The sequence below is a fragment of the Symbiopectobacterium sp. Eva_TO genome, from assembly GCF_053848865.1.
The window spans coordinates 3615745-3639763 of sequence record NZ_JBSPEY010000004.1 but is presented as its reverse complement, the minus strand read 5'-3'; the positions used below and the strand labels follow the sequence as shown (position 1 = coordinate 3639763).

General features: G+C 50.4%; 20 protein-coding genes, 1 tRNA gene and 11 pseudogenes. 23 read left to right on the top strand and 9 right to left on the bottom strand.

The annotated features are described in order from the left end of the window. Positions 1–146 precede the first annotated feature (146 nt). Both yccA and tusE read left to right on the top strand, forming a co-directional pair. Positions 147–806, top strand: a complete 660-nt coding sequence (yccA, locus tag ACWWJF_RS21485; RefSeq protein ID WP_455870527.1) for an FtsH protease modulator YccA — start codon at positions 147–149, stop codon at positions 804–806. 154 nt (positions 807–960) lie between these two features. Beyond that, positions 961–1290 carry a sulfurtransferase TusE gene (tusE, locus tag ACWWJF_RS21480; protein WP_455870526.1) on the top strand — a complete coding sequence of 110 codons (330 nt, stop codon included), beginning with the start codon at positions 961–963 and terminating at the stop codon, positions 1288–1290. A gap of 7 nt (positions 1291–1297) precedes the next feature. On the opposite strand, the pseudogene yccX reads toward tusE, so the two are convergent. Next, a pseudogene (gene yccX / locus ACWWJF_RS21475) lies at positions 1298–1576 on the bottom strand (acylphosphatase). 193 nt (positions 1577–1769) lie between these two features. Here yccX and hspQ point away from each other — a divergent pair. Continuing rightward, positions 1770–2078, top strand: a complete 309-nt coding sequence (gene hspQ, locus ACWWJF_RS21470) for a heat shock protein HspQ (RefSeq protein WP_455870525.1) — start codon at positions 1770–1772, stop codon at positions 2076–2078. A gap of 36 nt (positions 2079–2114) precedes the next feature. Here hspQ and ACWWJF_RS21465 read toward each other — a convergent pair. After that, positions 2115–2375, bottom strand: a pseudogene (locus ACWWJF_RS21465) (CoA-binding protein); the annotation flags it as partial. Between the two features lie 88 nt (positions 2376–2463). Here ACWWJF_RS21465 and ACWWJF_RS21460 point away from each other — a divergent pair. Beyond that, positions 2464–3140 (top strand): annotated as a pseudogene (locus tag ACWWJF_RS21460) (transposase); the annotation flags it as partial. Positions 3141–3322: 182 nt separating this feature from the next. After that, positions 3323–3517, top strand: coding sequence for a hypothetical protein (locus ACWWJF_RS21455; protein WP_455870524.1), 195 nt, complete (start codon positions 3323–3325; stop codon positions 3515–3517). Here the strand turns inward: ACWWJF_RS21455 and ACWWJF_RS21450 are convergent. After that, positions 3481–4682, bottom strand: a pseudogene (locus tag ACWWJF_RS21450) (IS3 family transposase). The gene ACWWJF_RS21455 and the pseudogene ACWWJF_RS21450 sit on opposite strands and share 37 nt — an antisense overlap. Before the next feature lie 34 nt (positions 4683–4716). Here ACWWJF_RS21450 and istA point away from each other — a divergent pair. The 4 genes and pseudogenes from istA to ACWWJF_RS21430 all read left to right on the top strand — a co-directional run. Then, a pseudogene (istA, locus tag ACWWJF_RS21445) lies at positions 4717–5945 on the top strand (IS21 family transposase); the annotation flags it as partial. A gap of 14 nt (positions 5946–5959) precedes the next feature. Then, positions 5960–6715, top strand: a complete 756-nt coding sequence (istB, locus tag ACWWJF_RS21440; protein WP_455868472.1) for an IS21-like element helper ATPase IstB — start codon at positions 5960–5962, stop codon at positions 6713–6715. A gap of 95 nt (positions 6716–6810) precedes the next feature. Next, positions 6811–7230, top strand: a pseudogene (locus ACWWJF_RS21435) (DDE-type integrase/transposase/recombinase); the annotation flags it as partial. A gap of 45 nt (positions 7231–7275) precedes the next feature. Continuing rightward, positions 7276–7410: a hypothetical protein gene (locus tag ACWWJF_RS21430; RefSeq protein ID WP_455871283.1), complete on the top strand. Its 135-nt coding sequence runs from the start codon at positions 7276–7278 to the stop codon at positions 7408–7410. Between the two features lie 104 nt (positions 7411–7514). Here the strand turns inward: ACWWJF_RS21430 and icd are convergent, their stop codons facing one another. Beyond that, positions 7515–8768 (bottom strand): NADP-dependent isocitrate dehydrogenase, encoded by a 1254-nt coding sequence (gene icd / locus ACWWJF_RS21425; RefSeq protein ID WP_455870523.1) that lies wholly within the window; start codon positions 8766–8768, stop codon positions 7515–7517. Between the two features lie 131 nt (positions 8769–8899). Here icd and rluE point away from each other — a divergent pair, with 131 nt between their 5' ends. The 8 genes and pseudogenes from rluE to ACWWJF_RS21385 all read left to right on the top strand — a co-directional run. Beyond that, positions 8900–9526, top strand: a complete 627-nt coding sequence (rluE, locus tag ACWWJF_RS21420; protein ID WP_455870522.1) for a 23S rRNA pseudouridine(2457) synthase RluE — start codon at positions 8900–8902, stop codon at positions 9524–9526. Continuing rightward, positions 9519–9986, top strand: a complete 468-nt coding sequence (locus tag ACWWJF_RS21415) for an NUDIX hydrolase (RefSeq protein WP_455870521.1) — start codon at positions 9519–9521, stop codon at positions 9984–9986. Before rluE ends, ACWWJF_RS21415 begins: the two co-directional genes overlap by 8 nt. Positions 9987–10092: 106 nt before the next feature. Then, positions 10093–11199: a tRNA 2-thiouridine(34) synthase MnmA gene (gene mnmA / locus ACWWJF_RS21410; protein WP_455871196.1), complete on the top strand. Its 1107-nt coding sequence runs from the start codon at positions 10093–10095 to the stop codon at positions 11197–11199. 3 nt (positions 11200–11202) lie between these two features. Beyond that, the gene (gene hflD, locus ACWWJF_RS21405) at positions 11203–11829 is read left to right on the top strand and encodes a high frequency lysogenization protein HflD (RefSeq protein ID WP_455870520.1); all 627 of its coding nucleotides are present in this window, start codon (positions 11203–11205) and stop codon (positions 11827–11829) included. 148 nt (positions 11830–11977) lie between these two features. Continuing rightward, complete coding sequence (purB, locus tag ACWWJF_RS21400) at positions 11978–13348, top strand: adenylosuccinate lyase (RefSeq protein WP_455870519.1); 1371 nt, start codon at positions 11978–11980, stop codon at positions 13346–13348. 215 nt (positions 13349–13563) lie between these two features. After that, complete coding sequence (phoP, locus tag ACWWJF_RS21395; RefSeq protein ID WP_195313029.1) at positions 13564–14244, top strand: two-component system response regulator PhoP; 681 nt, start codon at positions 13564–13566, stop codon at positions 14242–14244. A gap of 2 nt (positions 14245–14246) precedes the next feature. Next, entirely contained in the window at positions 14247–15698 is a 1452-nt protein-coding gene (gene phoQ / locus ACWWJF_RS21390; protein WP_455870518.1) for a two-component system sensor histidine kinase PhoQ, read from the top strand. A gap of 96 nt (positions 15699–15794) precedes the next feature. Further along, positions 15795–16712, top strand: a pseudogene (locus ACWWJF_RS21385) (JmjC domain-containing protein); the annotation flags it as partial. Between the two features lie 166 nt (positions 16713–16878). Here the strand turns inward: ACWWJF_RS21385 and ACWWJF_RS21380 are convergent. Continuing rightward, a pseudogene (locus tag ACWWJF_RS21380) lies at positions 16879–17612 on the bottom strand (IS3 family transposase); the annotation flags it as partial. Between ACWWJF_RS21380 and ACWWJF_RS21375 the strand changes: the two are divergent. Then, entirely contained in the window at positions 17508–17882 is a 375-nt protein-coding gene (locus tag ACWWJF_RS21375) for an IS4 family transposase (protein ID WP_455870517.1), read from the top strand. The pseudogene ACWWJF_RS21380 and the gene ACWWJF_RS21375 sit on opposite strands and share 105 nt — an antisense overlap. A 227-nt stretch (positions 17883–18109) precedes the next feature. Here the strand turns inward: ACWWJF_RS21375 and ACWWJF_RS21370 are convergent. Then, a tRNA-Lys gene (locus ACWWJF_RS21370) sits at positions 18110–18185 on the bottom strand. 183 nt (positions 18186–18368) lie between these two features. Between ACWWJF_RS21370 and ACWWJF_RS21365 the strand changes: the two genes are divergently transcribed. Next, the gene (locus ACWWJF_RS21365) at positions 18369–19409 is read left to right on the top strand and encodes an IS481 family transposase (protein WP_455870516.1); all 1041 of its coding nucleotides are present in this window, start codon (positions 18369–18371) and stop codon (positions 19407–19409) included. A gap of 34 nt (positions 19410–19443) precedes the next feature. Here the strand turns inward: ACWWJF_RS21365 and ACWWJF_RS21360 are convergent, their stop codons facing one another. Next, positions 19444–19845 carry a hypothetical protein gene (locus tag ACWWJF_RS21360; protein WP_455869127.1) on the bottom strand — a complete coding sequence of 134 codons (402 nt, stop codon included), beginning with the start codon at positions 19843–19845 and terminating at the stop codon, positions 19444–19446. 109 nt (positions 19846–19954) lie between these two features. On the opposite strand from ACWWJF_RS21360, the gene ACWWJF_RS21355 reads away from it, so the two are divergent. The 3 genes and pseudogenes from ACWWJF_RS21355 to ACWWJF_RS21345 form a co-directional block, all read left to right on the top strand. Beyond that, positions 19955–20323 carry a KilA-N domain-containing protein gene (locus ACWWJF_RS21355; RefSeq protein WP_455870515.1) on the top strand — a complete coding sequence of 123 codons (369 nt, stop codon included), beginning with the start codon at positions 19955–19957 and terminating at the stop codon, positions 20321–20323. An 80-nt stretch (positions 20324–20403) separates the two neighbouring features. Continuing rightward, positions 20404–20478, top strand: a pseudogene (locus ACWWJF_RS21350) (helix-turn-helix domain-containing protein); the annotation flags it as partial. A gap of 63 nt (positions 20479–20541) precedes the next feature. Beyond that, positions 20542–20873, top strand: a pseudogene (locus tag ACWWJF_RS21345) (IS5/IS1182 family transposase); the annotation flags it as partial. Between the two features lie 75 nt (positions 20874–20948). Here the strand turns inward: ACWWJF_RS21345 and ACWWJF_RS21340 are convergent. Together ACWWJF_RS21340 and ACWWJF_RS21335 are read right to left on the bottom strand one after the other, a co-directional pair. After that, a complete protein-coding gene (locus ACWWJF_RS21340) occupies positions 20949–22079 on the bottom strand; it encodes a hypothetical protein (RefSeq protein WP_455870514.1) in 1131 nt (376 codons plus the stop codon). 135 nt (positions 22080–22214) lie between these two features. Continuing rightward, positions 22215–22748, bottom strand: a pseudogene (locus ACWWJF_RS21335) (IS4 family transposase); the annotation flags it as partial. Positions 22749–22831: 83 nt separating this feature from the next. On the opposite strand from ACWWJF_RS21335, the gene ACWWJF_RS21330 reads away from it, so the two are divergent. Continuing rightward, a protein-coding gene (locus tag ACWWJF_RS21330; RefSeq protein ID WP_455868400.1) for an IS3 family transposase occupies positions 22832–24000 on the top strand; the annotation gives its coding sequence in 2 pieces (ribosomal slippage) (positions 22832–23087 and positions 23087–24000; 1170 coding nt in all). The last annotated feature ends 19 nt before the right edge of the window (positions 24001–24019 follow it).

Sequence of the window (24019 nt, the reverse complement as noted above, 5' to 3'; positions counted from 1 at the left end):
CATGCAGTTAAGCATCATGAGAAAACGGAATGCCTGAGGTGATAAGCATTTTCTACCAAAATGGGCATAGTAAAACAGCACGATTCCCTATTATTCAACAAGGCCTACTGAGTCATAATAATCATTTAACAGAGAGAGTCGCTGCCATGGATCGTATTGTGGTCTCTTCCAGACAGGAAAGCTCACTGCTCAGCACGCACAAGGTGCTGCGTAACACGTATTTCCTTTTATCACTTACTCTGGGTTTTTCCGCGCTTACCGCAACCGTCAGTACGGTGCTAAACTTTCCCGCGCCTGGCTTATTGTTGATGCTGATAGGGTTTTACGGTCTGATGTTTTTGACCCACAAACTCGCCAACAGTCCAGCAGGTATTCTGGCAGCATTTGCGCTCACGGGTTTTATGGGGTACACGTTGGGCCCGATTCTGAGCTCACTGATTGCCTCCGGCGCCTCTGACATTATCATGCTTGCATTGGGCGGCACGGCCCTGGTCTTTTTCTGCTGTTCTGCCTATATTCTAACAACGCGCAAGGATATGTCATTCCTGTCCGGGATGATGATGGCGGGATTTGTTGTTCTGATCGTCGGGGTGATTGCCAATCTGTTCCTCCAACTTCCGGCGTTACATCTTGCGTTGAGTGGCTTGTTCATTCTGTTTTCTGCCGGTGCCATTCTCTGGGAAACCAGCAACATCATTCACGGTGGTGAAACGAATTATATTCGCGCCACGGTTAGCCTGTACGTCTCCATTTATAACCTGTTCGTGAGCTTGTTGAGCATTTTAGGCATCATGCGCAACGACTAACCGGATTGAGGCTTCTGCCTTTATCATTGTACTGCTGTAACGGGCCTGAGTATGGCGTCTCTGCCGCTCAGGCCTTTTTATTCTCCCTGATCCCCCATTCTTCCGACTGAATTTCTTTGCTACACTTCGCTTAAAACAGGGGTTACGAGGCACTATGTTGGAGTTTGAAGGGCGTTTTATAGAAACGGATGCACAGGGATACTTGCTTAACATCGCTGATTGGAGTGAGTCTCTCGCACCGCTACTGGCAAAGCAGGAAGATATCGCGTTAACAGATGTCCATTGGGAAGTGGTGCGCTTTGTTCGCCACTTCTATCTGGAGTTCAACACCTCACCGGCGATTCGCATGCTGGTAAAAGCGATGGAACAAAAGTACGGCGAAGAAAAAGGTAATAGCCGCTACCTGTATCGGCTCTTTCCGAAAGGCCCCGCCAAACAGGCAACCAAAATTGCAGGACTACCTAAGCCGGTAAAATGCATCTGATATTCGGCTAATAGCGGATTGAAAAACCCGTGTAATCCATCATCGCGCAAGGCTCGACAAGAACGCGCTCAACACGAGCACTGCGCGGTCCACCCGCTTTTAGCCAAATGATAAGTTGTTCAACCTGCTGCGGCTCACCACTGGCTACCACTTCCACACTGCCATCCTCACAATTCCTGGCATACCCTTTTACGCCCAACTGTCAGGCCTGCTGTTGTGTGTGATAACGAAAACCAACCCCCTGCACCACACCGTATACATAGGCTGTCACACAGTGTTCAGACATCTAAACGCCTCCTCAATCATCAATGGGCAGACACCTTTATTTCCTGCACGGCGATACAATATGCCTCATACTATTAGCAGTAAAATAACCTCGTTCCGTTAGCAAATACGCTGTTCCACATACAACTTGAAATCTGGGCGTTCGCGCCCATATAGAAGTAAGGTTACAGAGTCAAATTATCTCAGGAGGCATTATGATTATCTGTAAATTTGGTATTGGAGAACAGATTCGTCATAAACTGCTGGGATACCCTGGTGTCGTGATTGATATCGATCCTGAATACTCGCTGGTAAGCCCGGCGTGGGAGGAACTGGATGCCCACGATACGCTGCGCTCTTCACCTTGGTATCATGTTGTGATGGAAGATGAACAAGGACAAGCCATTCATACCTATCTGGCGGAAGCACAGTTGATGCAAGAAACGCCCGATAATAACAGACACTCTTCTCTGGATGAGCTTGCTAAAGAGATCAAGCAGCGAGCGCCTCGCTTACAGCATTAATGCCGGCTGCAGTAGCCGGCATTAAGTGCAGACCAGTTACTTGGCAAGACCTAAGCGTGGAATCTCGATTTTCGGGCAGCGATCCATCACCACCTCAAGTCCGGCATTTTTTGCCAACACCGCCGCCTGCTCGTTTATGACGCCAATTTGTAACCACAGCACTTTTGCACCAATGGCGATAGCTTCTTTAGCTACCTCGTAAGCGGCCTCTGACTGGCGAAAGACATCGACCATGTCCACCTTGGCAGGAATATCGGCAAGTGACGCATAAACCCGTTGACCATGGAGCTCTTGCCCTGTAGCCCCCTGTAACACCAGACAGTAGCTGTATCTCCAGATAAGAGATAGGCTTAGATATATGTCTAACAATCATGCTAATTTTGAAATGACCGGGATCCTGTTAGGGCAAGAAGTCCGTAAGCGTAAAACTCCGCAAGAGAAAATCGCCATCATTCAGCAGACAATGGAGCCGGGGATGAACGTCTCCCATGTAGCCCGCCTGCATGGCATCCAGCCCAGCCTTTTGTTTAAGTGGAAGAAGCAATACCAGGAAGGAAGCCTCACCGCCGTTGCGGCCGGAGAAGAAGTGGTTCCAGCTTCGGCGCTGGCGACTGCCCTCAAGCAGGTCCGGGAGCTACAGCGCCTTCTGGGTAAGAAGAGGATGGAAGTTGAGATCCTCAAAGAAGCAGTGGAGTACCGCCAGTCGCGAAAATGGATAGCGCACGCGCCCTTGTTGCCAAAGGACGGGGAATAGCTCTGGTCAGCCGCGCCATGAGCGTGTCGCGTGCGCAGCTGTCACTGCGGGTTAACCGTTCTGCCGACTGGCTGGACAGGCGCAGCAACCGGCGTAATGACGAAGCTGATGCTGAGATATTATCGGACATCCTCCGTATCATCAGCGACATGCCCAGTTACGGTTACCGCCGAGTGTGGGGTATCCTGCGTAAGCAACGTCGTGCAGAGGGACTTCCACCGGTGAACGCCAAACGGCTTTACAGGATAATGAGCGAGCATAACCTGCTGCTGTTGCATGATAAAACTGAACGTCCGAAGCGGGTGCATATTCGCATCGTGATCGATCAGTGATTCGCATGACAATCGATCACGATTTCGCATCTAAGGTCGATCACTGATTCGCGTCGTATCGATCACTCCGGGACTTAACTCTTCTAACCTCCTCTCCGTTCGCAGTTTCTACTGAAATGGAGATAACGATGGCCAGAAAGAGAAAAAGCAGGAGTCCCATGGAGACTTGTCTTCAGATCTTCAAACTCAAATTTGAGTGCAACCAGTCTAATCGCACCATCGCCGCTGCTCTTAGGGTCAGCCCTTCCACAGTCTATGAGGTGCTCTCCCGTTTTACCGCCGCATCGCTGTCGTGGCCATTGCCTGATTGTAGTGGTCAACTAATATTGGCCACCGCATTAGACTGTATGTAGAACAGTCGCTCAGATTCGTTTGGAGTTAAGTCGCCGTTATACCAGTGAGGCCGGATAGCGCTGTAATACCCCGTGATGTAGCGGATAATCGCGTCCTGGGCTTCGCTGAAGCTGTTGTAACCCTTTGTCGGCACCCATTCTGTCTTCAGGCTGCGGAAGAACCGCTCCATTGGCGCATTATCCCAGCAGTTACCCCGCCGACTCATACTCTGCTTTATCCGGCAGCGCCACAGGGCTTGCCGGTATTGACGGCTGGTATAGTGGCTGCCCTGGTCGCTGTGGAACATGACTCCTGTTGGTTGTCCCCGGAGTTCCCAGGCCATCTGCAACGCTTTAACTGTCAGCGCCGAGTCCGGCGACGTCGACATGGCCCAGCCCACCGGTTTGCGGGCGAACAGGTCTAGCACCACCGCAAGGTAAGCCCAGCATTTGCCCGTCCAGATGTAGGTCACATCGCCGCACCAGACCTGATCCGGCGCGGTAACCGCGAACTGGCGGTTGAGATAGTTCGGTATTTCAACGTGTTCATTGCCGCCGCGTTTGTATTTGTGAGCCGGTCGCTGGCAGCTGGCGATACCCAGCTCCTTCATCAGCTTGCCAGCCAGCGCCCCATTTTGACACCAGAGCTGCCGGTGACGATGGTCGCGATACTTCGAGCGCCGGCAGAGCCGCCGCTGGCGTTCCAGGCTTCCATGACGCGACTACACTTAACCACGCGCTCACCGTCGGGTTCATTAGCGGAAGCCTGCCAGTGCCTGTAGCTGCTGCGATGTACCTCAAAAGTTTGGCACAACGCCGTGACCGGGTATCGCGCCCTCAGCCTGTCGACTACAGTGAACCGTTGAGTGAGTCCGACATTAAGAGCGCCGTAGCCTTTTTTAGGATTTCGTTCTCCATTTCAAGGCATTGGACTTTTTTCTTCATCTCACGCAGCTCGAGCTGTTCAGGGGTAAGAGGAAGTCCCGTTGGCGTTTTTCCCTGTCGTTCAAGGCGAAGCTTATTGACCCAGCGACTAATGGCAGAATGGCTGACATTAACCGCCTCTGCGGCCTTAACGTATGTGTAGCCGTGGTCGACAACCAGCTTTGCGGCTTCGAGCTTAAATTCCGCCGTAAAATGTTTACCCATGAGGTCACCTGTCGTGTTGATGAGGTGAGCATATCACCTCCGATCAGGTGGCCAGTATCAGTGTGCCACTACAAACCGGAGAAATGGCGCTGGGCTACTCTCAGTTCTGCCGTTGTTATCGCCAATGGAAGAAATGCCAGAAACGCTCGATGCGCCAGACCCACCGTGCCGGTGAGAAGCTGTTCATCGACTTCTGCGGGCCCACGGTGCCGGTATCCGACCCCGATACGGGAAATGTGCGCCGGGTCGCCATCTTCGTCGCTGTCATGGGAGCGTCAAATTATACCTATGCAGAAGCCTGCCCCGGTCAGGACATGATGAGCTGGCTGAATGCTAACAGCCACTGCCTGACCTTCCTCGGCGGCGTTCCAGCCCTGCTGGTACCCGATAATCTGCGTAGCGCGGTGAGAAAGCAGATCGCTACGAGCCGGTCATCAACGACAGCTATCAGTCTTTGGCCTCGCATTACAGCACGGTAGTGATGCCAGCCAGACCCTACAAACCGAAAGACAAGGCCAAAGTGGAAAACGGCGTCCTGCTGGTCGAAAGGTGGCTCCTGGCGCGAATACGCAATGAAACCTTCCATACGATGCATGCGCTCAACGTCAGGCTCAGTGAGCTGATGACCGAGCTGAATAACCGGCCAATGAAAGGTTATGGGGGCCAGAGCCGAGCGCAGCGCTTTGCGCTGCTCGATGCGCCGTGCCTGCAGCCGTTGCCAGCCATGCCCTATGAATACACCGAATACCGTGCGGTGAAGGTCGCTCCTGACTATCACGTCGAATACGACCGCCACTGGTACTCCGTTCCCCATGAGCTGGTTGGTGAAAGGCTGTCGGTAAAAGCGGGTCAGACGTTGGTCCAGGTCTGGCATAAGGGCCGCTGCGTGGCTCAGCACCCTCGCAGCGATCGGCAGTACAGCCACAGCACGAATCCGGCACACATGCCGGTCAATCACCGCGGGCACAGCAGCTGGACACCTGAAAAGCTGCTGGATAATGCCGCGAGAACCGGCAAGGCGACCTGGCAGGTGGTGGAAGCGATGCTAAACGCGAAGAATCATCCTGAGCAGGCTTATCGGGCTGTTCTCGGCCTACTGTCGCTCCAGAAAAAATACGGTGCCGAACGGCTGGAAAAAGCCTGTGACAAGGCCTGCGGGCTGAACCATCCGGAAAGGCGTTTTATCGAGAATCTGCTGCGTCACAACAGGGAGGGCATCGGAGAAACAGTTAAAGGAAATAGAGAGTTACAGCTTCCACTGGAGCACGAGAATCTGCGTGGTCCAAAATATTACCACTGAAAAAGGGAGTCGTTATGACTGATGACCTGCTAACCAAACTTAGAACGCTGAAGCTGTCGGCAATGGCCGATGGCATGATACGCCAGCGTGAGGCACCTGGTACATACAATGAGCTGGGGTTCGCAGAACGCCTGGGGTTACTTGTCGAAGAAGAGCTACTGAATCGTGAAAACAGCCGTGTTGGGCGGTTGAGAAAGCAGGCACGGTTGCGCCACGGTGCAACCCCTGAGGGTATGTACTATCCGGTCTCCCGAGGGTTAAAGGCCGAACAGATGCGCGAGCTTCTGAACGGGCATTACATCACCCACAGCAAGAATATCCTGATAACAGGGCCAACTGGCAGCGGAAAAAGCTGGGTAGGTTGTGCCCTGGGCGAGCAGGCGTGCCGGCAAAAGAGAAGCGTTCAATACTGGCGCATGGGTCGGCTGCTGGATCAGCTTGAGCAGGGCCGACTGGACGGCAGCTGGCTTAAGCAACTGAAACAGCTTCAAAAAATAGAGTTTCTTATCTTGGACGACCTTGGTCTTGAAGTTATCACAACGCGGCAATGCAATGACTTGCTGGAAATAACGGAAGAGCGATATGGGCAAACCAGCACGATCCTTATCAGCCAGTTGCCGGTGGAGCAATGGTACGGAGTGATGGAAAACCCGACGGCGGCAGATGCCTTCCTGGATCGGCTGATCCACAACTCTCACAGAGTGGAGCTTCAGGGAGAATCATTAAGGAAAAATAGCCTGGCAGTGGAAAGCGCAGAAGAAACACGCTAAAACGATAAAAAAGTTAGGTTCCCGGGTGATCGATTACGATGCGAAAACGTGATCGACCTTAGATGCGAATCGATGATCGATCGCATGCGAATACGCAACGGGAGCATAAAGGCAAAATCGCGGTAGCAGAGAGCGATATGCGCTGGTGCTCAGATGGCTTCGAGTTCGGTTGTGACAACGGCGAGAAGCTGCGGGTGACGTTCGCACTGGACTGCTGCGACCGGGAGGCCATAGACTGGGCAGCGAGCACCAGGGGTTATGACAGTTCAACCGTGCAGGATGTGATGCTGAGGTCGGTGGAAAAACGCTTCGGTAGCGCGCTGCCGGATAAACCAGTGCAATGGCTGACGGATAATGGTTCAGCGTACACAACGCATGAAACGCGGAAGTTCGCCAGAGAACTGAATCTGGAGCCCTGCACAACAGCAGTGAGCAGTCCACAGAGTAACGGCATGGCAGAACGGTTCGTGAAGACGATGAAGGAAGATTACATCGCCTTCATGCCAAAACCCGATTCTACACAACCAACGCCATCGAGTCGCTGAACAGTGTGATCCGGCATGCAATTAAAAAAGGTGGTGTGGCTGGCAATCCAGTCGGCCTCACAGAAATGGACGATGCCACTGCGGGACTGGCGTATGGCAATGAGCCGTTTTATTATCGAGTTCGGTGACCGCCTGGACGGTCACTACTGAGAAAGGCATTTACACAGAATCATGTACAGGGTCGGAAAGGGTTTTGGCGCAAAAAGTAAGGGGCCAAAATTGGCCCCTATTGTTAATCCATGTTTAACAGTGGGTTACATGTTATCGATAATGTCTTGAGCAAACTCGCTACATTTCCGCAGCTTAGCGCCTTCCAGCTGACGTTCGAAATCGTAGGTCACGGTCTTGTTCTTGATCGCCCCTTCCATACCCTTAACAATCAGGTCGGCGGCTTCGAACCAGTGCATGTGGCGCAGCATCATTTCCGCGGAAAGAATCACTGAACCGGGGTTCACTTTATCCTGACCGGCATATTTCGGCGCTGTACCGTGCGTCGCTTCGAAAAGCGCGCATTCATCACCAATGTTGGCACCGGGCGCGATACCGATACCGCCGACCTGAGCAGCCAACGCATCGGAAATGTAGTCACCGTTCAGGTTCATACAAGCGATAACGTCGTACTCCGCTGGACGCAGCAGAATCTGTTGCAGGAACGCATCGGCAATCACATCTTTGATGATAATATCTTTGCCGCTGTTCGGGTTCTTGATTTTAACCCACGGTCCACCGTCGATCAGCTCACCGCCGAATTCGTCGCGTGCCAGTTGGTAGCCCCAGTCCTTAAACGCGCCTTCGGTGAATTTCATGATGTTGCCCTTGTGGACCAACGTCACAGACTCACGATCGTTGACGATGGCGTACTCAATAGCGGCACACACCAGACGCTTTGTACCCTCTTCAGAGCATGGCTTGATGCCAATACCGCACTGTTGCGGGAAGCGGATCTTGCTCACACCCATCTCGTCACGCAGGAATTTGATTACCTTGTCTGCTTCAGCGGTACCGGCTTTCCACTCGATACCCGCATAAATGTCTTCGGAGTTTTCACGGAAGATCACCATGTCAGTCAGCTCAGGCTGTTTAACCGGGCTTGGTGTACCTTCATAATAACGAACCGGGCGCAGGCAAATATAGAGATCCAGCTGTTGACGCAAGGCAACGTTCAGAGAACGGATACCGCCGCCGACAGGCGTAGTCAATGGTCCTTTGATAGCGACACGGTAATCACGAATCAAATCCAGCGTCTCTTCCGGCAACCAGACGTCGCTGCCATACACTTGGGTGGATTTTTCACCGGTGTAGATTTCCATCCATGAGATAGCGCGTTTGCCGTCATAAGCTTTTTTCACTACGGCATTAACAACATTGATCATCGCAGGAGTCACATCCACGCCGATACCGTCGCCTTCGATAAAGGGGATGATCGGATTATTAGGAACGTTCAGCTTACCTTGGGCATCAACAGTGATTTTTTGTCCGTCTGTTGGTACAACTACTTTGCTTTCCATTAACCTCTCCTTCGAGCGCAATTTTGTTAATGATTTGTAAGATGCGAGTCAATACTACTTGAATATTTTGCCCGCGCCAATCGCAAACCATTTCGAGTATAATGCCTTTGTAACTCTCGGCTATAAAGATGATGAATAAATTATCGTTTAAAAATCAAAATCTTAATCGATTCAGCTCGCAAACTTCGCGTAAACGCGCGGTTTCCACTGCGCCGCGCCGCATCGTTCTGTTCAACAAACCTTTTGACGTGCTTCCGCAGTTTACCGATGAAGCAGGCCGCACCACCCTGAAAGACTATATCCCTTTTCCAGATATTTATGCCGCAGGACGGTTGGATCGTGATAGCGAGGGTCTAATGATTCTCACTAATGACGGAAAACTGCAAGCCCGACTCACTCAACCGGGGAAAAAAACCGCGAAAATCTATTATGTTCAGGTAGAAGGCACCCCGACAGAGGCAGATTTGCAGCAATTTCGTAGTGGCTTGCAGTTGAAAGATGGCAAGACATTGCCTGCAGGTGCAGAAATTGTTGCTCCCCCGGAGTGGCTATGGGCACGCGTGCCACCAATTCGCGAAAGAAAAACCGTTTCAGACAGTTGGCTAAAAATCACGCTGTATGAGGGGCGAAACCGTCAGGCTCGTCGCATGACAGCGCACATAGGCTATCCAACCCTACGCTTAATACGCTACGGTATGGCCAATCAGACACTGGATCATTTATCGCCTGGCACCTGGAGAGAGATTCTCGATGTTTAAACCGCATGTTACCGTGGCCTGTGTGGTACAGGCTGAAAACCATTTTTTAATCGTTGAAGAAGAGATTCGCGGTAAAGCAACCTGGAACCAGCCCGCGGGGCACCTTGAAGCTAACGAAACATTGATTCAGTCGGCTCGACGTGAACTGTGGGAAGAAACCGGCATCACTGCAGCACCGCAGGCTTTTTTACGTCTTCACCAATGGATTGCCCCCGACCAAACCCCGTTTCTGCGTTTTTGCTTCGCCATTGATCTCCCTGCAAGACTTCCAACCACCCCACATGACAGCGATATCAGTTGCTGTCACTGGCTCAGCGCCGAGGAAATTCTGCATTCCACACAGCTGCGATCGCCGCTGGTAGCAGAAAGTATTCGCTGCTATCAGACGACAGAACGCTATCCCCTCAGCTTGCTGGGAGCCTTTAACTGGCCTTTTGAAATGCCCAATGCGCAGGATTAGCCATGCAGCTCGGGCAACATCATGATAAAATATGTCGCTTGTTTTTCATGCTGACGCGTTGAAGTCCTTTGAGCTGCGCGTCAACACTTCAGTTCGTGAGACGCCCATGTCAGATAACAGCCAGAAAAAAATCATTGTCGGGATGTCCGGCGGTGTCGATTCTTCCGTTTCCGCCTACCTGTTACAGCAACAGGGCTATCAGGTTGAAGGCCTGTTCATGAAGAACTGGGAGGAAGACGATGACACAGAGTATTGCTCTGCCGCCACCGATCTGGCCGATGCACAAGCCGTATGCGACAAATTGGGCATTGTGCTGCACACCGTCAATTTTGCTGCGGAATATTGGGATAATGTTTTTGAACATTTTCTGGCGGAATACCGCGCAGGCCGCACACCCAACCCTGATATCCTGTGTAACAAAGAGATAAAATTCAAAGCGTTTTTGGAGTTTGCCGCTGAAGATCTTGGGGCCGACTATATCGCTACCGGCCACTATGTTCGCCGCCATGACAGCGGCTGTGCCACGCGTTTGTTGTGCGGAAAAGACCGCAACAAAGATCAAAGTTATTTCCTTTACACTCTTAGCCACCAGCAAATTTCACAAAGCCTGTTTCCGGTGGGAGAACTGGAAAAACCTGAAGTGCGTCGTATCGCAGAACACCTTGGTCTGGCAACCGCGCAAAAGAAAGATTCCACCGGTATCTGTTTTATCGGTGAACGCAAATTCCGAGATTTTCTGGCGCGCTACTTGCCTGCACAACCGGGACCTATCCTGTCTGTCGATGACGGCAAACCCATGGGGCAGCATCAGGGCTTGATGTACCACACTCTGGGACAGCGCAAAGGACTAGGCATCGGCGGTGTCAAAGAGGGCAGCGAAGATCCCTGGTATGTGGTTGATAAAGACGTCGCGAATAATATTCTGTATGTTGCGCAAGGACACAATCATCCACGCCTGATGTCACAGGGACTTATCGCGCAACAGTTGCATTGGGTCGATCGCCAACAGCGCCTTGAACCTTTCCGCTGTGCCGTGAAAACGCGATATCGTCAGGAAGATATTCCCTGTACGGTAACCCCGCTGGATAGCGAACGCATCAGCGTTCGTTTTGATACGCCGGTTGCTGCCGTCACACCGGGTCAGTCTGCGGTGTTTTATCAGGGAGAGGTTTGTCTTGGCGGTGGCATCATCGAAGAACGAGTACAGGAGTAGCCTGTGGCTAAAAATTATCAGGACATCACGCTGGCCCTGGCGGGCGTTTGCCAATCTGCCCATCTGGTTCAACAACTGGCGCACCATGGTCACTGCGATAATGACGTACTGCAAACCTCACTCAACAGCCTGTTAGATATGAATCCCGGCTCTACCGTGGCAGTATTCGGTGGCGATGAGCGTAACGTAAAGGTCGGATTGGAAACCTTGCTGGGAATTTTAAACAGCAGCGCCAAGGGCGTGGGCGCAGAATTATCCCGCTATGCCTTTAGTTTGATTGCCCTTGAGCGCAAGTTAAGCGGTAATAGCGCAGCGCTCGACGAATTGGGTAACCGTATTAGCCAACTATCACGCCAACTCGAACATTTTGAGCTGATGTCAGAGACGATTATCAGTGCTCTGGCTGGCATTTATGTCGATGTCATCAGCGCACTGGGCCCACGAATTCAGGTAACAGGTTCCCCGGAAGTGCTGAAAAATACACAAGTGCAGGCTAAAGTGCGCGCCGCGCTGCTGGCGGGTATCCGTGCGGCTGTGCTGTGGCAACAGGTCGGCGGTGGACGTTTGCAGCTGATATTTTCTCGTGCTCGTTTGGTAAAAGAAGCCAAACAGATACTGGCCCGTTGCTAATCCACGGGCGCCCGCTTGTGACATAAATAAACGGCGCTGAGGCCACCCATGCATCATCACAACGCCTAAGCGTTGCTGATACTATTGTTTTTAATTTATGTGTTGTTAAACCTATACTTTGATAAATACACCCCAGGAGTTGCTTGCGATGGAATTATCCTCACTGACCGCCGTGTCCCCGATTGATGGTCGCTACGGTGATAAAGTCAGCACGTTACGCGCTATTTTCAGTGAATTTGGTTTACTGAAATTTCGTGTGCAGGTTGAAGTCCGCTGGCTGCAAAAATTGGCAGCCTGTGCAGAAATCAAGGAAGTTCCTGCATTTGACGCCGACGCAAACGCTTTCCTTGATAAAATTGTCGCAGAATTCAATGAAACTGACGCCGCGCGTATCAAAACCATCGAACGCACGACCAATCATGATGTTAAAGCGGTCGAGTATTTTCTGAAGGAAAAAGTCGCTGCGGTCCCAAGCCTGCATGCGGTCAATGAATTTATCCATTTTGCCTGTACGTCAGAAGATATTAACAACCTATCTCACGCCTTGATGCTGGATTGCGCACGCCGTGATGTCATTCTGCCGTTCTGGCGTCACATTATTGATGCCCTTAAAACGTTGGCACAGCAGTATCGCGACATTCCCCTGCTCTGCCGCACTCACGGTCAGCCCGCAACGCCATCGACCATCGGCAAAGAGTTTGCTAATGTGGTTTACCGCATGGAGCGCCAATATCGCCAACTGCAACAGGTCGAAATTCTTGGCAAAATCAATGGCGCCGTGGGTAACTACAACGCCCATTTGGCCGCTTATCCTACTCTGGACTGGCACACATTCAGCGAAAGCTTCGTCATCTCGCTGGGTATTCAGTGGAATCCCTACACCACACAGATTGAACCGCACGACTACATCGCGGAACTGTTTGACTGCGTAGCCCGCTTCAATACAATTCTGATCGATTTCGATCGGGATATCTGGGGTTATATCGCACTGAATCACTTTAAGCAGAAAACCATCGCTGGTGAAATTGGTTCTTCCACAATGCCGCACAAGGTGAACCCTATCGACTTCGAAAACTCCGAAGGCAATCTGGGACTGGCCAATGCCGTACTGAGCCATTTGGCAACCAAGTTGCCGGTGTCGCGCTGGCAGCGTGATTTGACCGATTCCACCGTACTGCGTAATTTAGGTGTGGGTATCGGTTATGCGTTAATCGCTTATCAAGCGACACTGAAGGGCATCAGCAAACTGGAAGTGAACCGCGACCGTCTGCTGGATGAACTGGACAACAACTGGGAAGTGCTGGCAGAACCTATCCAAACGGTCATGCGCCGTTATGGTATTGAGAAGCCTTACGAGAAACTGAAAGAACTGACACGTGGAAAACGCGTTGACGGCGCAGGCATCCAGGCATTTATTGACGGCCTGGAACTGCCTGAAGAAGAAAAAACACGCCTAAAATCTATGACGCCGTCAACCTACATTGGTCACGCGGTGACGCTGGTAGACACGTTAAAATAACGTGTAAGTACGGGGGGTAACCGCCCCTCGTACCTACTTTGCGATTGATTATTGATTCGCGTTAGGTTTTTTCTCCATTCCCTCGACGTTTGTTTACATTTAGTTTACTGCGATTGTGGATAATTCACATCGCCACCGCCAATGCTCAATTCTGCTTTTTTTGTTAGAATTAGGAGGCATAGCCCGGATCGTCTAGTTCAATGAAGGATAAAGTCATGCGCGTACTGGTTGTTGAAGATAATGTGTTGCTGCGCCATCACCTCACCGTTCAGATGAAAGAAATGGGCCATCAGGTTGATGCGGCTGCCGATGCTAAAGAAGCAGATTATTTCCTGCATGAACATGCCCCTGATATCGCTATTCTGGACTTGGGATTGCCCGTTGAAGATGGTATGACGCTGATTCGCCGTTGGCGCAATCAGCAAGTGAAGCTGCCCATTCTGGTGCTGACAGCACGAGAAAGCTGGCAGGATAAAGTCGCCGTACTTGAAGCCGGTGCTGATGACTATGTAACGAAACCCTTTCATCTCGAGGAAGTCGTTGCCCGAATGCAGGCGCTGATGCGGCGTAACAGCGGCTTGGCTTCACAGTTAATCAGTTTACCGCCGTTCGAAATTGATCTGTCGCGTCGTGAATTAATGGTGGCGGGTACGCCGATTAAGCTCACGGCATTTGAATACACGATTATTGAAACGCTGATTCGTAACAACGGTAAGGTGGTCAGCAAGGAGTCACTCATGCTACAACTTTATCCTGATGCAGAATTGCGTGAAAGCCACACTATTGATGTGTTGATGGGACGTCTGCGCAAAAAATTGCAACTGGTGTATGATGCCGACGTCATCACTACCGTACGAGGCCAAGGCTATCGTTTTGATTTGGTCGCCTCTTCATAGCTATGCGTGTAAAAAGACTGCCATTCTCCTTACGTGTCCGTTTTCTGCTTGCTGCTGTCGCTATAGTGCTGGCCCTGTCGTTGTCTTATGGGGCCGTCGCTATTATTGGCTATAGCGTAAGTTTCGATAAAACGTCATTCCGTTTGCTCCGCGGTGAAAGCAACCTGTTTTACCGTCTGGCGCAGTGGAAGGACCATCAGCTTAGCGTCACCATGCCGTCTGACATGGATATAAGCTATCCCACGCTGGTGCTGATTTACGATCAGGACGGCAAAATTCTCTGGCGCGAACGTGAAGTACCGGAACTTGAAGCGCTGATAAAACCCGAGTGTCTGACAAAAACTGATTACCACGAACTTGATACCAACACCCAGACCAGCAGCGCGGTACTCAAAGGCTATGCACAATTCCTCAGTAAGCTGACCCGCTTTAGCAGCAAGGTTGAAGAAACACCGTTTACCCACTCCATCGCCGTCAATACCTACCCGGCCACAGAAAGTCTGCCTGCGCTGACCATTGTCGTGATTGATAAGATTCCCCAGGAACTGCAACAGGCAGATATGGTCTGGGAGTGGTTTAGCTATGTTTTTATCGCCAATTTACTGCTGGTACTGCCTTTGCTCTGGCTCGCCGCCCACTGTAGCTTGCACCCGATCAAGACGCTGGCGGAACAGGTTGCCGATTTGGAAAATGGCACCCGTGAACAGCTTGATGAGAATACACCACGCGAGCTTTATAGCCTGGTACGCAACCTCAATATTCTGCTCAACAACGAACGTAAGCGTTATCAAAAATACCGCACGGCGCTAACTGATCTAACGCATAGCCTAAAAACGCCTCTTGCCGTGCTTCAAACCACATTACGTGCGCTGCGCACGGATAAAGAAGTACATATCGAGCAGGTAGAACCGGTGATGCTGGCGCAAATCAGTCGTATCTCACAACAGATAGGCTACTACCTGCATCGCGCGAGTATGCGTTATGAACACAACCTGCTGCTGCGTGAAGTGCACTCCGTTCCGGCATTGCTTGATGGCCTGTGCTCCGCACTGAACAAAGTGTATCAACGTAAAGGCGTCGTCATCACATTGGATATTTCCCCGGAATTGACCTTTGTCGGCGAGAAAAACGACTTTATGGAAGTGCTGGGTAACGTGCTCGACAACGCCTGCAAATACAGCCTTGAGTTTGTTGAAGTGAGCGCACAGTATTCGGACCATCGCCTGCATTTACTGATCGACGATGATGGCCCCGGCATACTACGCAGCCAACGTGAGATGATTTTCCAACGTGGTCAACGAGCGGATACGCTGCGCCCCGGTCAGGGTATTGGACTCTCTGTCGCGCTGGATATTATCGAGCAATACGAAGGGGAAATTATCATCACCGACAGTGTCCTTGGTGGTGCCCGCGTTGAAACCATTTTCGGCCGCCAGCATCCACATCCTGATTAACCTCGGCCTTGTTGTAATCGCACAACCGCTCTGTGCTGCAACGCCGACGCTGAAATGGTTATACTCTTACAGCCCCCCTTTGTTGGAACACATGGTATGGATTATCAACTGAATCTCGATTGGCCATCTTTCATGGCGAATTACTGGCAAAAACGCCCTGTGGTGATCAAACAGGGTTTTACCGATTTCATCGATCCCATATCGCCCGATGAACTTGCCGGGCTGGCAATGGAAAACGAAGTTGACAGCCGTTTAGTTAGCCACGATGCAGGTAAATGGCACGTCAGCCACGGTCCTTTCGACAGCTTTGACCATTTAGGTGAACACAACTGGTCCTTGCTGGTACAGGCCGTCGACCATTGGCATGACGCCTCAGCGGCACTGATGCGCCCGTTTCGTCATATTCCCGACTGGCGTACCGATGATTTGATGATCTCATTCTCCGTACCGGGCGGCGGCGTAGGGCCGCATATCGACCAATATGACGTCTTCATCATTCAGGGAACCGGTCAGCGCCGCTGGCGCGTCGGGGAAACGATCCCCATGAAGCAGCACTGCCCTCACCCGGATCTTCTCCAGGTTGATCCGTTCGAGCCGATTATTGATGAGCTGATGTCTCCAGGCGATATTCTCTATATTCCGCCTGGCTTTCCCCATAAAGGCTATTCATTGGAGAATGCACTCAACTATTCGGTCGGCTTTCGTTCGCCTAACGGGCGCGAACTGGTCAGTGGCTTTGCCGATTATGTGCTGGCTCCTGAATTGGGGAGCTATCGTTATAGCGATCCCGATATCCCTGAACGTGAACATCCGGCCACGGTATTGCCCCAAGAGCTGGATGTACTGCAAAAAATGATGCTGGATCTGGTGCAGCAATCGGAACACTTCCAGCGTTGGTTTGGTGAGTTTATTACGCAATCACGTCATGAGCTGGATATCGCGCCGCCGGAGCCGCCGTATCAACCTGGTGAAGTTTACGAATTACTTCAGCAAGGGGCTGCTTTACGCCATATCGTTATACACATCTTTTGGCCATTTTTTGAACAGGATGCTCAGAACCCCGTGAATTAAGGCATTCAAGCCATCCCATTGGCTTTTTGAGGTTCAAAATGCCACTCTGAGATAAACCCGTAACTCATTGATTAAACAGTGCGTTAGAAAGATGTGTATAACGATATGGGTCTAGCACCACCGCAAGGTAAGCCCAGCATTTGCCCGTCCAGATGTAGGTCACATCGCCGCACCAGACCTGATCCGGCGCGGTAACCGCGAACTGGCGGTTGAGATAGTTCGGTATTTCAACGTGTTCATTGCCGCCGCGTTTGTATTTGTGAGCCGGTCGCTGGCAGCTGGCGATACCCAGCTCCTTCATCAGCTTGCCAGCCAGCCAGCGCCCCATTTTGACACCGGAGCTGCCGGTGACGATGGTCGCGATACTTCGAGCGCCGGCAGAGCCGCCGCTGGCGTTCCAGGCTTCCATGACGCGACTACACTTAACCACGCGCTCACCGTCGGGTTCATTAGCGGAAGCCTGCCAGTGCCTGTAGCTGCTGCGATGTACCTCAAAAGTTTGGCACAACGCCGTGACCGGGTATCGCGCCCTCAGCCTGTCGACTACCGTGAACCGTTGAGTGAGTCCGACATTAAGAGCGCCGTAGCCTTTTTTAGGATTTCGTTCTCCATTTCAAGGCATTGGACTTTTTTCTTCATCTCACGCAGCTCGAGCTGTTCAGGGGTAAGAGGAAGTCCCGTTGGCGTTTTTCCCTGTCGTTCAAGGCGAAGCTTATTGACCCAGCGACTAATGGCAGAATGGCTGACATTAACCGCCTCTGCGGCCTTAACGTATGTGTAGCCGTGGTCGACAACCAGCTTTGCGGCTTCGAGCTTAAATTCCGCCGTAAAATGTTTACCCATGAGGTCACCTGTCGTGTTGATGAGGTGAGCATATCACCTCCGCTCAGGTGGCCAGTATCAGTGTGCCACTACATACTGATGAACAAGCGTATGCCCAAGGGCCGCCCTAAGCTAAACGAAGTATTGCGCTTAGTTGCGCAACTCGGAGGCTTTCTTGCTCGAAAAGGCGACGGTGAACCAGGCGCAAAAACTATCTGGAAAGGCTTGCAGAAAGTCATGACGGCCGCCGAAACGCTACGCGCGCTCAGGCACGAACAGAGATGTGTATAACGAGGTGAGTTGAAGCCAGTGAAAAAGGACTGCCTCACCCACGGTTAATTAATTGGGAAGAAAAGTGGCTGGCATGGGAAGCACGGGTAATATTAGCCGAAGAGAAGCGGATCGCAGCGGAAGCAAATAGAGTTTATGTCAAAGTAGAGATTGACCCATCTAAAGACGAACGCTTTAAAGATTACAGAGGGCGTTACGGTGCTGTCAGAAGCGACTAATCCCAAATATGGTGGGTTGTGCAGGATTCGAACCTGCGACCGATGGATTAAGAGTCCACTGCTCTACCAACTGAGCTAACAACCCAGGATGGCAGAATTGATTAAAGGGCCGTAACGAGAAAAGCTTTCACAACCAGAGAGAGAATACCCAGAATTCCAGCACTCATGTATTAGTCGCGACTTGATCTGACACTGGACCTTGAAAGGTTGAGAGTTACCGGTTTTGATATGGGTGTCGAATCCTTATACAAAACACGAGGTAACTCTCATGCTTCATACTAACAATCCCATCATCAAACACAAAGCCGGCCTGCTCAATCTCGCCGAAGAACTCGGTAACGTATCAAAAGCCTGTAAAATCATGGGGGTGTCACGCGACACGTTTTATCGCTATCAGGAACTGGCGGCAGAAGGCGGCATTGACGCTCTGGTTAACCAAAACCGCCGGGTTCCCAACCTGAAAAACCGTGCTGATGAAGCCACTGAACGTGCGGTTGTTGATTACGCCATTGAGTTCCCGGCTCATGGCCAGCACCGGACCAGTAATGAGCTGCGTAAAAAAGGCGTCTTCATTTCTGGCAGCGGTGTGCGCTCCATCTGGCAACGACACGATCTGGAAAACTTTCGTAAGCGCCTGAAGGCACTTGAGGAAAAAGTTGCCAGAGAAGGCATCGTACTTACTGATGCTCAAATCGCTGCACTGGAGAAGAAGGCGCACGACGACGAAGCCTGTGGTGAAATAGCGACTGCTCACCCGGGTTATCTGGGGTCGCAGGACACCTTCTACGTGGGTAATCTGAAAGGTGTTGGCCGTATCTACCAGCAGACGTTCGTGGATACGTACTCGAAAGTGGCGCACTGCAAGCTTTACACGAGTAAAGCACCGATCTCTGCCGCCTACCTGCTCAATGATCGCGTGCTGCCGTTCTACGAAGCTCAGGGGCTGCCAATGCTAAGAATACTGACGGACAGGGGGACGGAGTACTGCGGTAAAGTGGAACAACATGACTATCAGCTGTACTTGGCTATCAACGATATAGACCATACGAAAACGAAAGCGATGTCTCCGCAGACAAACGGTATCTGCGAGCGCTTCCATAAAACTATTTTGCAGGATTTTTATCAGGTTGCGTTCCGTAAGACGTTATACGAGGACCTAGAAAGTCTACAAAAGGATCTGGACAACTGGTTGTGGCATTACAATAATGAGCGAACTCATCAGGGTAAAATGTGCTGCGGGCGTACGCCAATGGCCACGTTACTTGATGGTAAACGAGTCTGGGCAGAAAAAAATCTGAACCAGATTTAATCTGACAGACACCTGTATAAATAACCGGTAACTGTCAGATCAGGTCTGAGCTAATACACATTAATTTTTGCTCAGAGCGAATGCCTGCCATTTCAAGTTGTAAATCTCTGCGGACGATTTCCATATCCTTGCGGACGTTGCCAATTTCTGCGGACAGGTCCTTACGGACATTGCCTATCTCTGCGGACAGATCCTTACGCACATCGGCTATTTCTGCGGACAGGTCCTTGCGGACATCGGCTATCTGCGCGTCGGTCTTCTCGAAGCGAGCTTGCATCTCTTTGCGTACGTCTTCAAGGTCACGCTTGGTAACAACATCCGCCACCTCATGAGACTTGCGTACGACGAGCGAAATCGCCTTGGCCTGCTCACTCGTAAGCCCGGCGGTTTGAAGCTCTTCTGACGCCTGCAATGTATCAAATGCAACTTGGCCCATAGAGGCTCCTCCTGTGTTAAGCCAAGTGTAAGCGATCTGACCGCCAATCTGCAAAATTTTACCCGTACCCCCCTTCTAACCACATCCGTTTAATTATGGAGGAATCGTTATGTCTAAATTAGTTGTCATTGAAAATACCATCGTTCGTCAGGACGCTTTCGGGCTTTACTGTCTGAATGATTTACATCGTGCCGCCGTTGCGCAAGGTAAAGCGACTGAATCACAGAGGCCTTCGGCTTTTTTCAAAAGTAAGGGGACTCGTAAGATAGCAAAATCGTTAGCTAATAACGCATTAAAGACAATGCATGGCGGCATTGAATCAGGCATTTGGGTTGTACCTGCATTAGCTATTCGCTATGTCTATTGGCTTAAAAAAGAAACAATTATAGATAAAAATAGAGCCACAACAGCCTGCTGCTTTGCCGTCATGATGAACGAAGCACCACTGAATCACCTCTCCAGGGAGGTGATTTGTTAGTACCGATGTAGAAATGACCCACATGCCAATGTAAAACTGACCCACCATGGGTAAAACTGGCAGTTTTAAGCGAGCTGCCGATGCTAACATTGGAGTTAATAGTGGAGATTGCTGTTCTTCGTCGGCAAGGCATGTCCATACGTGCTATTGCCCCTCATTTGGGCTGTTCCCGCCAAACTATCCGGCGCTATATCCGCATGGGGGATACTGTGTCATCGTCCCGTTACTGCCACGATGCGTTGCTGAGAAAGAAGAACAGGCCCTTATCCCGCCGCGAAGCGGGGCGCAATAGTGGCCGGACAAGTACCATGAACGTAACCATGCGGTGGCGAATCAGTATCTGAGCGGGAGTAATGACATCTGTAAAAAGAAAGTGGGTTATCACCGCCGTTCAGTGGCAGAAACGGCGATGTTCCGTATCAAAACTCTGCTGGGTGGCCACCTGAGCCTGCGAGACTATGACGCGCAGGTGGGAGAAGCCATGGCGATGGTCAAAGCGCTGAACCGGATGACGCTGTTGGGTATGCAGGCCAGCGTCCGGATTACATAAAACAGGTGTTCAAGCGGGAACCATCCTGTCCGCTAACTCTGATTTATTCAACAAAGCCCACGTGTCATTTAAAATTTACGCGTATTTTCTAACATGCTTATATGCATATGGATAGTTTTCACTATTCTCTAATATAAAATTATCTATTTCTTTGAGTAATTCTGATTTATCAACACTCTTTTTATCTATTCTTGCGTAAATATCACCATTTATTGGACCTTTATAATGTTTACTAGATGGAATTTCTGATGAGTTAAATTGAATATTATCATAAAAGTTAAATTGAATATTATCATAAATAGGTTTATTGCTTTGGTTATATGGCACTGCATATATAGGTTCATCATCTAATTCACTAGGATGAGAATAAATTTTAAATCCATTTAACTGATTGATTTCATTATTAATTTCCTTGGCGAGACTTTCTTGTGTATTTCTTCTTATTTCGTTAATTGATTGAGCAAAATGATAAATCCACTCATTTTCTGTTCCTATTGTTTTTGTGATATCCATGCCATCAATAGAATCTAGCGAAGAGCGTTGCTGGGCATAATAATCAAAACATTTCATTTGTAATAAAATCCATTTTTGGGCGAAACGCTGATTAATAGCCATTTCTTGTTTTGCCTCTTCATCCAATAAATGCAGATTTACTCGTCCATGATTTGCTAAAGACACGCCTTCTAATTTATTTTGCTTACCATCGTATTTTACTTTATTTAAAGCTACATCGAGACCTTCACGGATGACAGTATTATTGTCTAATAATTCACTACTATTAGTTAATTCTCTTTCTTTCAAAGAACAAACGTCTTTTTCAGTGCTCCCATAAACTAATTCTCGCTCATCCATAACATTTTTAATAGAAAAAGAAAAAGTATATATACCATCTTCGTTGTTTTGAGTAATAAATGCCTGAAATCTATCTTGATAAGCTGGATGTGCCATTTCCTTAAGTTGATAAAAAGCAGTAATTTTTTTCAAAACAGATTCAGTAGCAGGTTCATCATTACTATGTGTTAACTCATAAATTTTTTCCAGTGCTTCACTTGCTTTGGTTCCACAAAACCAATCTTTAATTTTTTCCCATATTCCAACATGTATGGCTTCATCTTTTGATGAACTATTAATAGCGCGCTGGATATTTTCATCACTAAGCGTTCTATTGAATGTGAATAGTGAATTACCTTGAATAGAAAGTGACATAGTATAGATCCTTTTCTGGTCGCGACTCAAATTTGTTGATAATAGATATTTATCACATATTTATTCTAAACAGATTATCTATAGATAACAGTTAGCGATGTTTCTTTGTCAGATATCAGGGCATAGGCCACCTCGTTATACACATCTCTGTTCGTGCCTGAGCGCGCGTAGCGTTTCGGCGGCCGTCATGACTTTCTGCAAGCCTTTCCAGATAATTTTTGCGCCTGGTTCACCGTCGCCTTTTCGAGCAAGAAAGCCTCCCAGTTGCGCAACTAAGCGCAATACTTCGTTTAGCTTAGGGCGGCCCTTGGGCATACGCTTGTTCATCAGTAGGTAAGCGCCATGAGTCTCGTCGGAATCAAAGAACAACATTGCGTCCAGCTCTGGACAGGTTCGTCCCATACGCATTAAATAGGCGATGCGCCATGCCACGATCATGAACAGCGCCAATGCCCGCTCAATGCGATCCACGGTCGATAACTGTAACGCTTCGACACAGCAGCCGTTCTTCAGCACATTGAAGAACATCTCGATTTCCCATCTAGCCCGATACCAGTCGATCAGCTCCACGATATCTTCTCGTCCTTCAGGTACGCGATTGCTCAGCAACCGCCACTCGACCGGCTTCACGCCTGCTGGCGGCTCAATTTCCTTGGCTATCACACAAGTCACTGCCAACTGTAGTGGCACACTGATACTGGCCACCTGAGCGGAGGTGATATGCTCACCTCATCAACACGACAGGTGACCTCATGGGTAAACATTTTACGGCGGAATTTAAGCTCGAAGCCGCAAAGCTGGTTGTCGACCACGGCTACACATACGTTAAGGCCGCAGAGGCGGTTAATGTCAGCCATTCTGCCATTAGTCGCTGGGTCAATAAGCTTCGCCTTGAACGACAGGGAAAAACGCCAACGGGACTTCCTCTTACCCCTGAACAGCTCGAGCTGCGTGAGATGAAGAAAAAAGTCCAATGCCTTGAAATGGAGAACGAAATCCTAAAAAAGGCTACGGCGCTCTTAATGTCGGACTCACTCAACGGTTCACGGTAGTCGACAGGCTGAGGGCGCGATACCCGGTCACGGCGTTGTGCCAAACTTTTGAGGTACATCGCAGCAGCTACAGGCACTGGCAGGCTTCCGCTAATGAACCCGACGGTGAGCGCGTGGTTAAGTGTAGTCGCGTCATGGAAGCCTGGAACGCCAGCGGCGGCTCTGCCGGCGCTCGAAGTATCGCGACCATCGTCACCGGCAGCTCTGGTGTCAAAATGGGGCGCTGGCTGGCTGGCAAGCTGATGAAGGAGCTGGGTATCGCCAGCTGCCAGCGACCGGCTCACAAATACAAACGCGGCGGCAATGAACACGTTGAAATACCGAACTATCTCAACCGCCAGTTCGCGGTTACCGCGCCGGATCAGGTCTGGTGCGGCGATGTGACCTACATCTGGACGGGCAAATGCTGGGCTTACCTTGCGGTGGTGCTAGACCTGTTCGCCCGCAAACCGGTGGGCTGGGCCATGTCGACGTCGCCGGACTCGGCGCTGACAGTTAAAGCGTTGCAGATGGCCTGGGAACTCCGGGGACAACCAACAGGAGTCATGTTCCACAGCGACCAGGGCAGCCACTATACCAGCCGTCAATACCGGCAAGCCCTGTGGCGCTGCCGGATAAAGCAGAGTATGAGTCGGCGGGGTAACTGCTGGGATAATGCGCCAATGGAGCGGTTCTTCCGCAGCCTGAAGACAGAATGGGTGCCGACAAAGGGTTACAACAGCTTCAGCGAAGCCCAGGACGCGATTATCCGCTACATCACGGGGTATTACAGCGCTATCCGGCCTCACTGGTATAACGGCGGCTTAACTCCAAACGAATCTGAGCGACTGTTCTACATACAGTCTAATGCGGTGGCCAATATTAGTTGACCACTACACTCACAGGGTG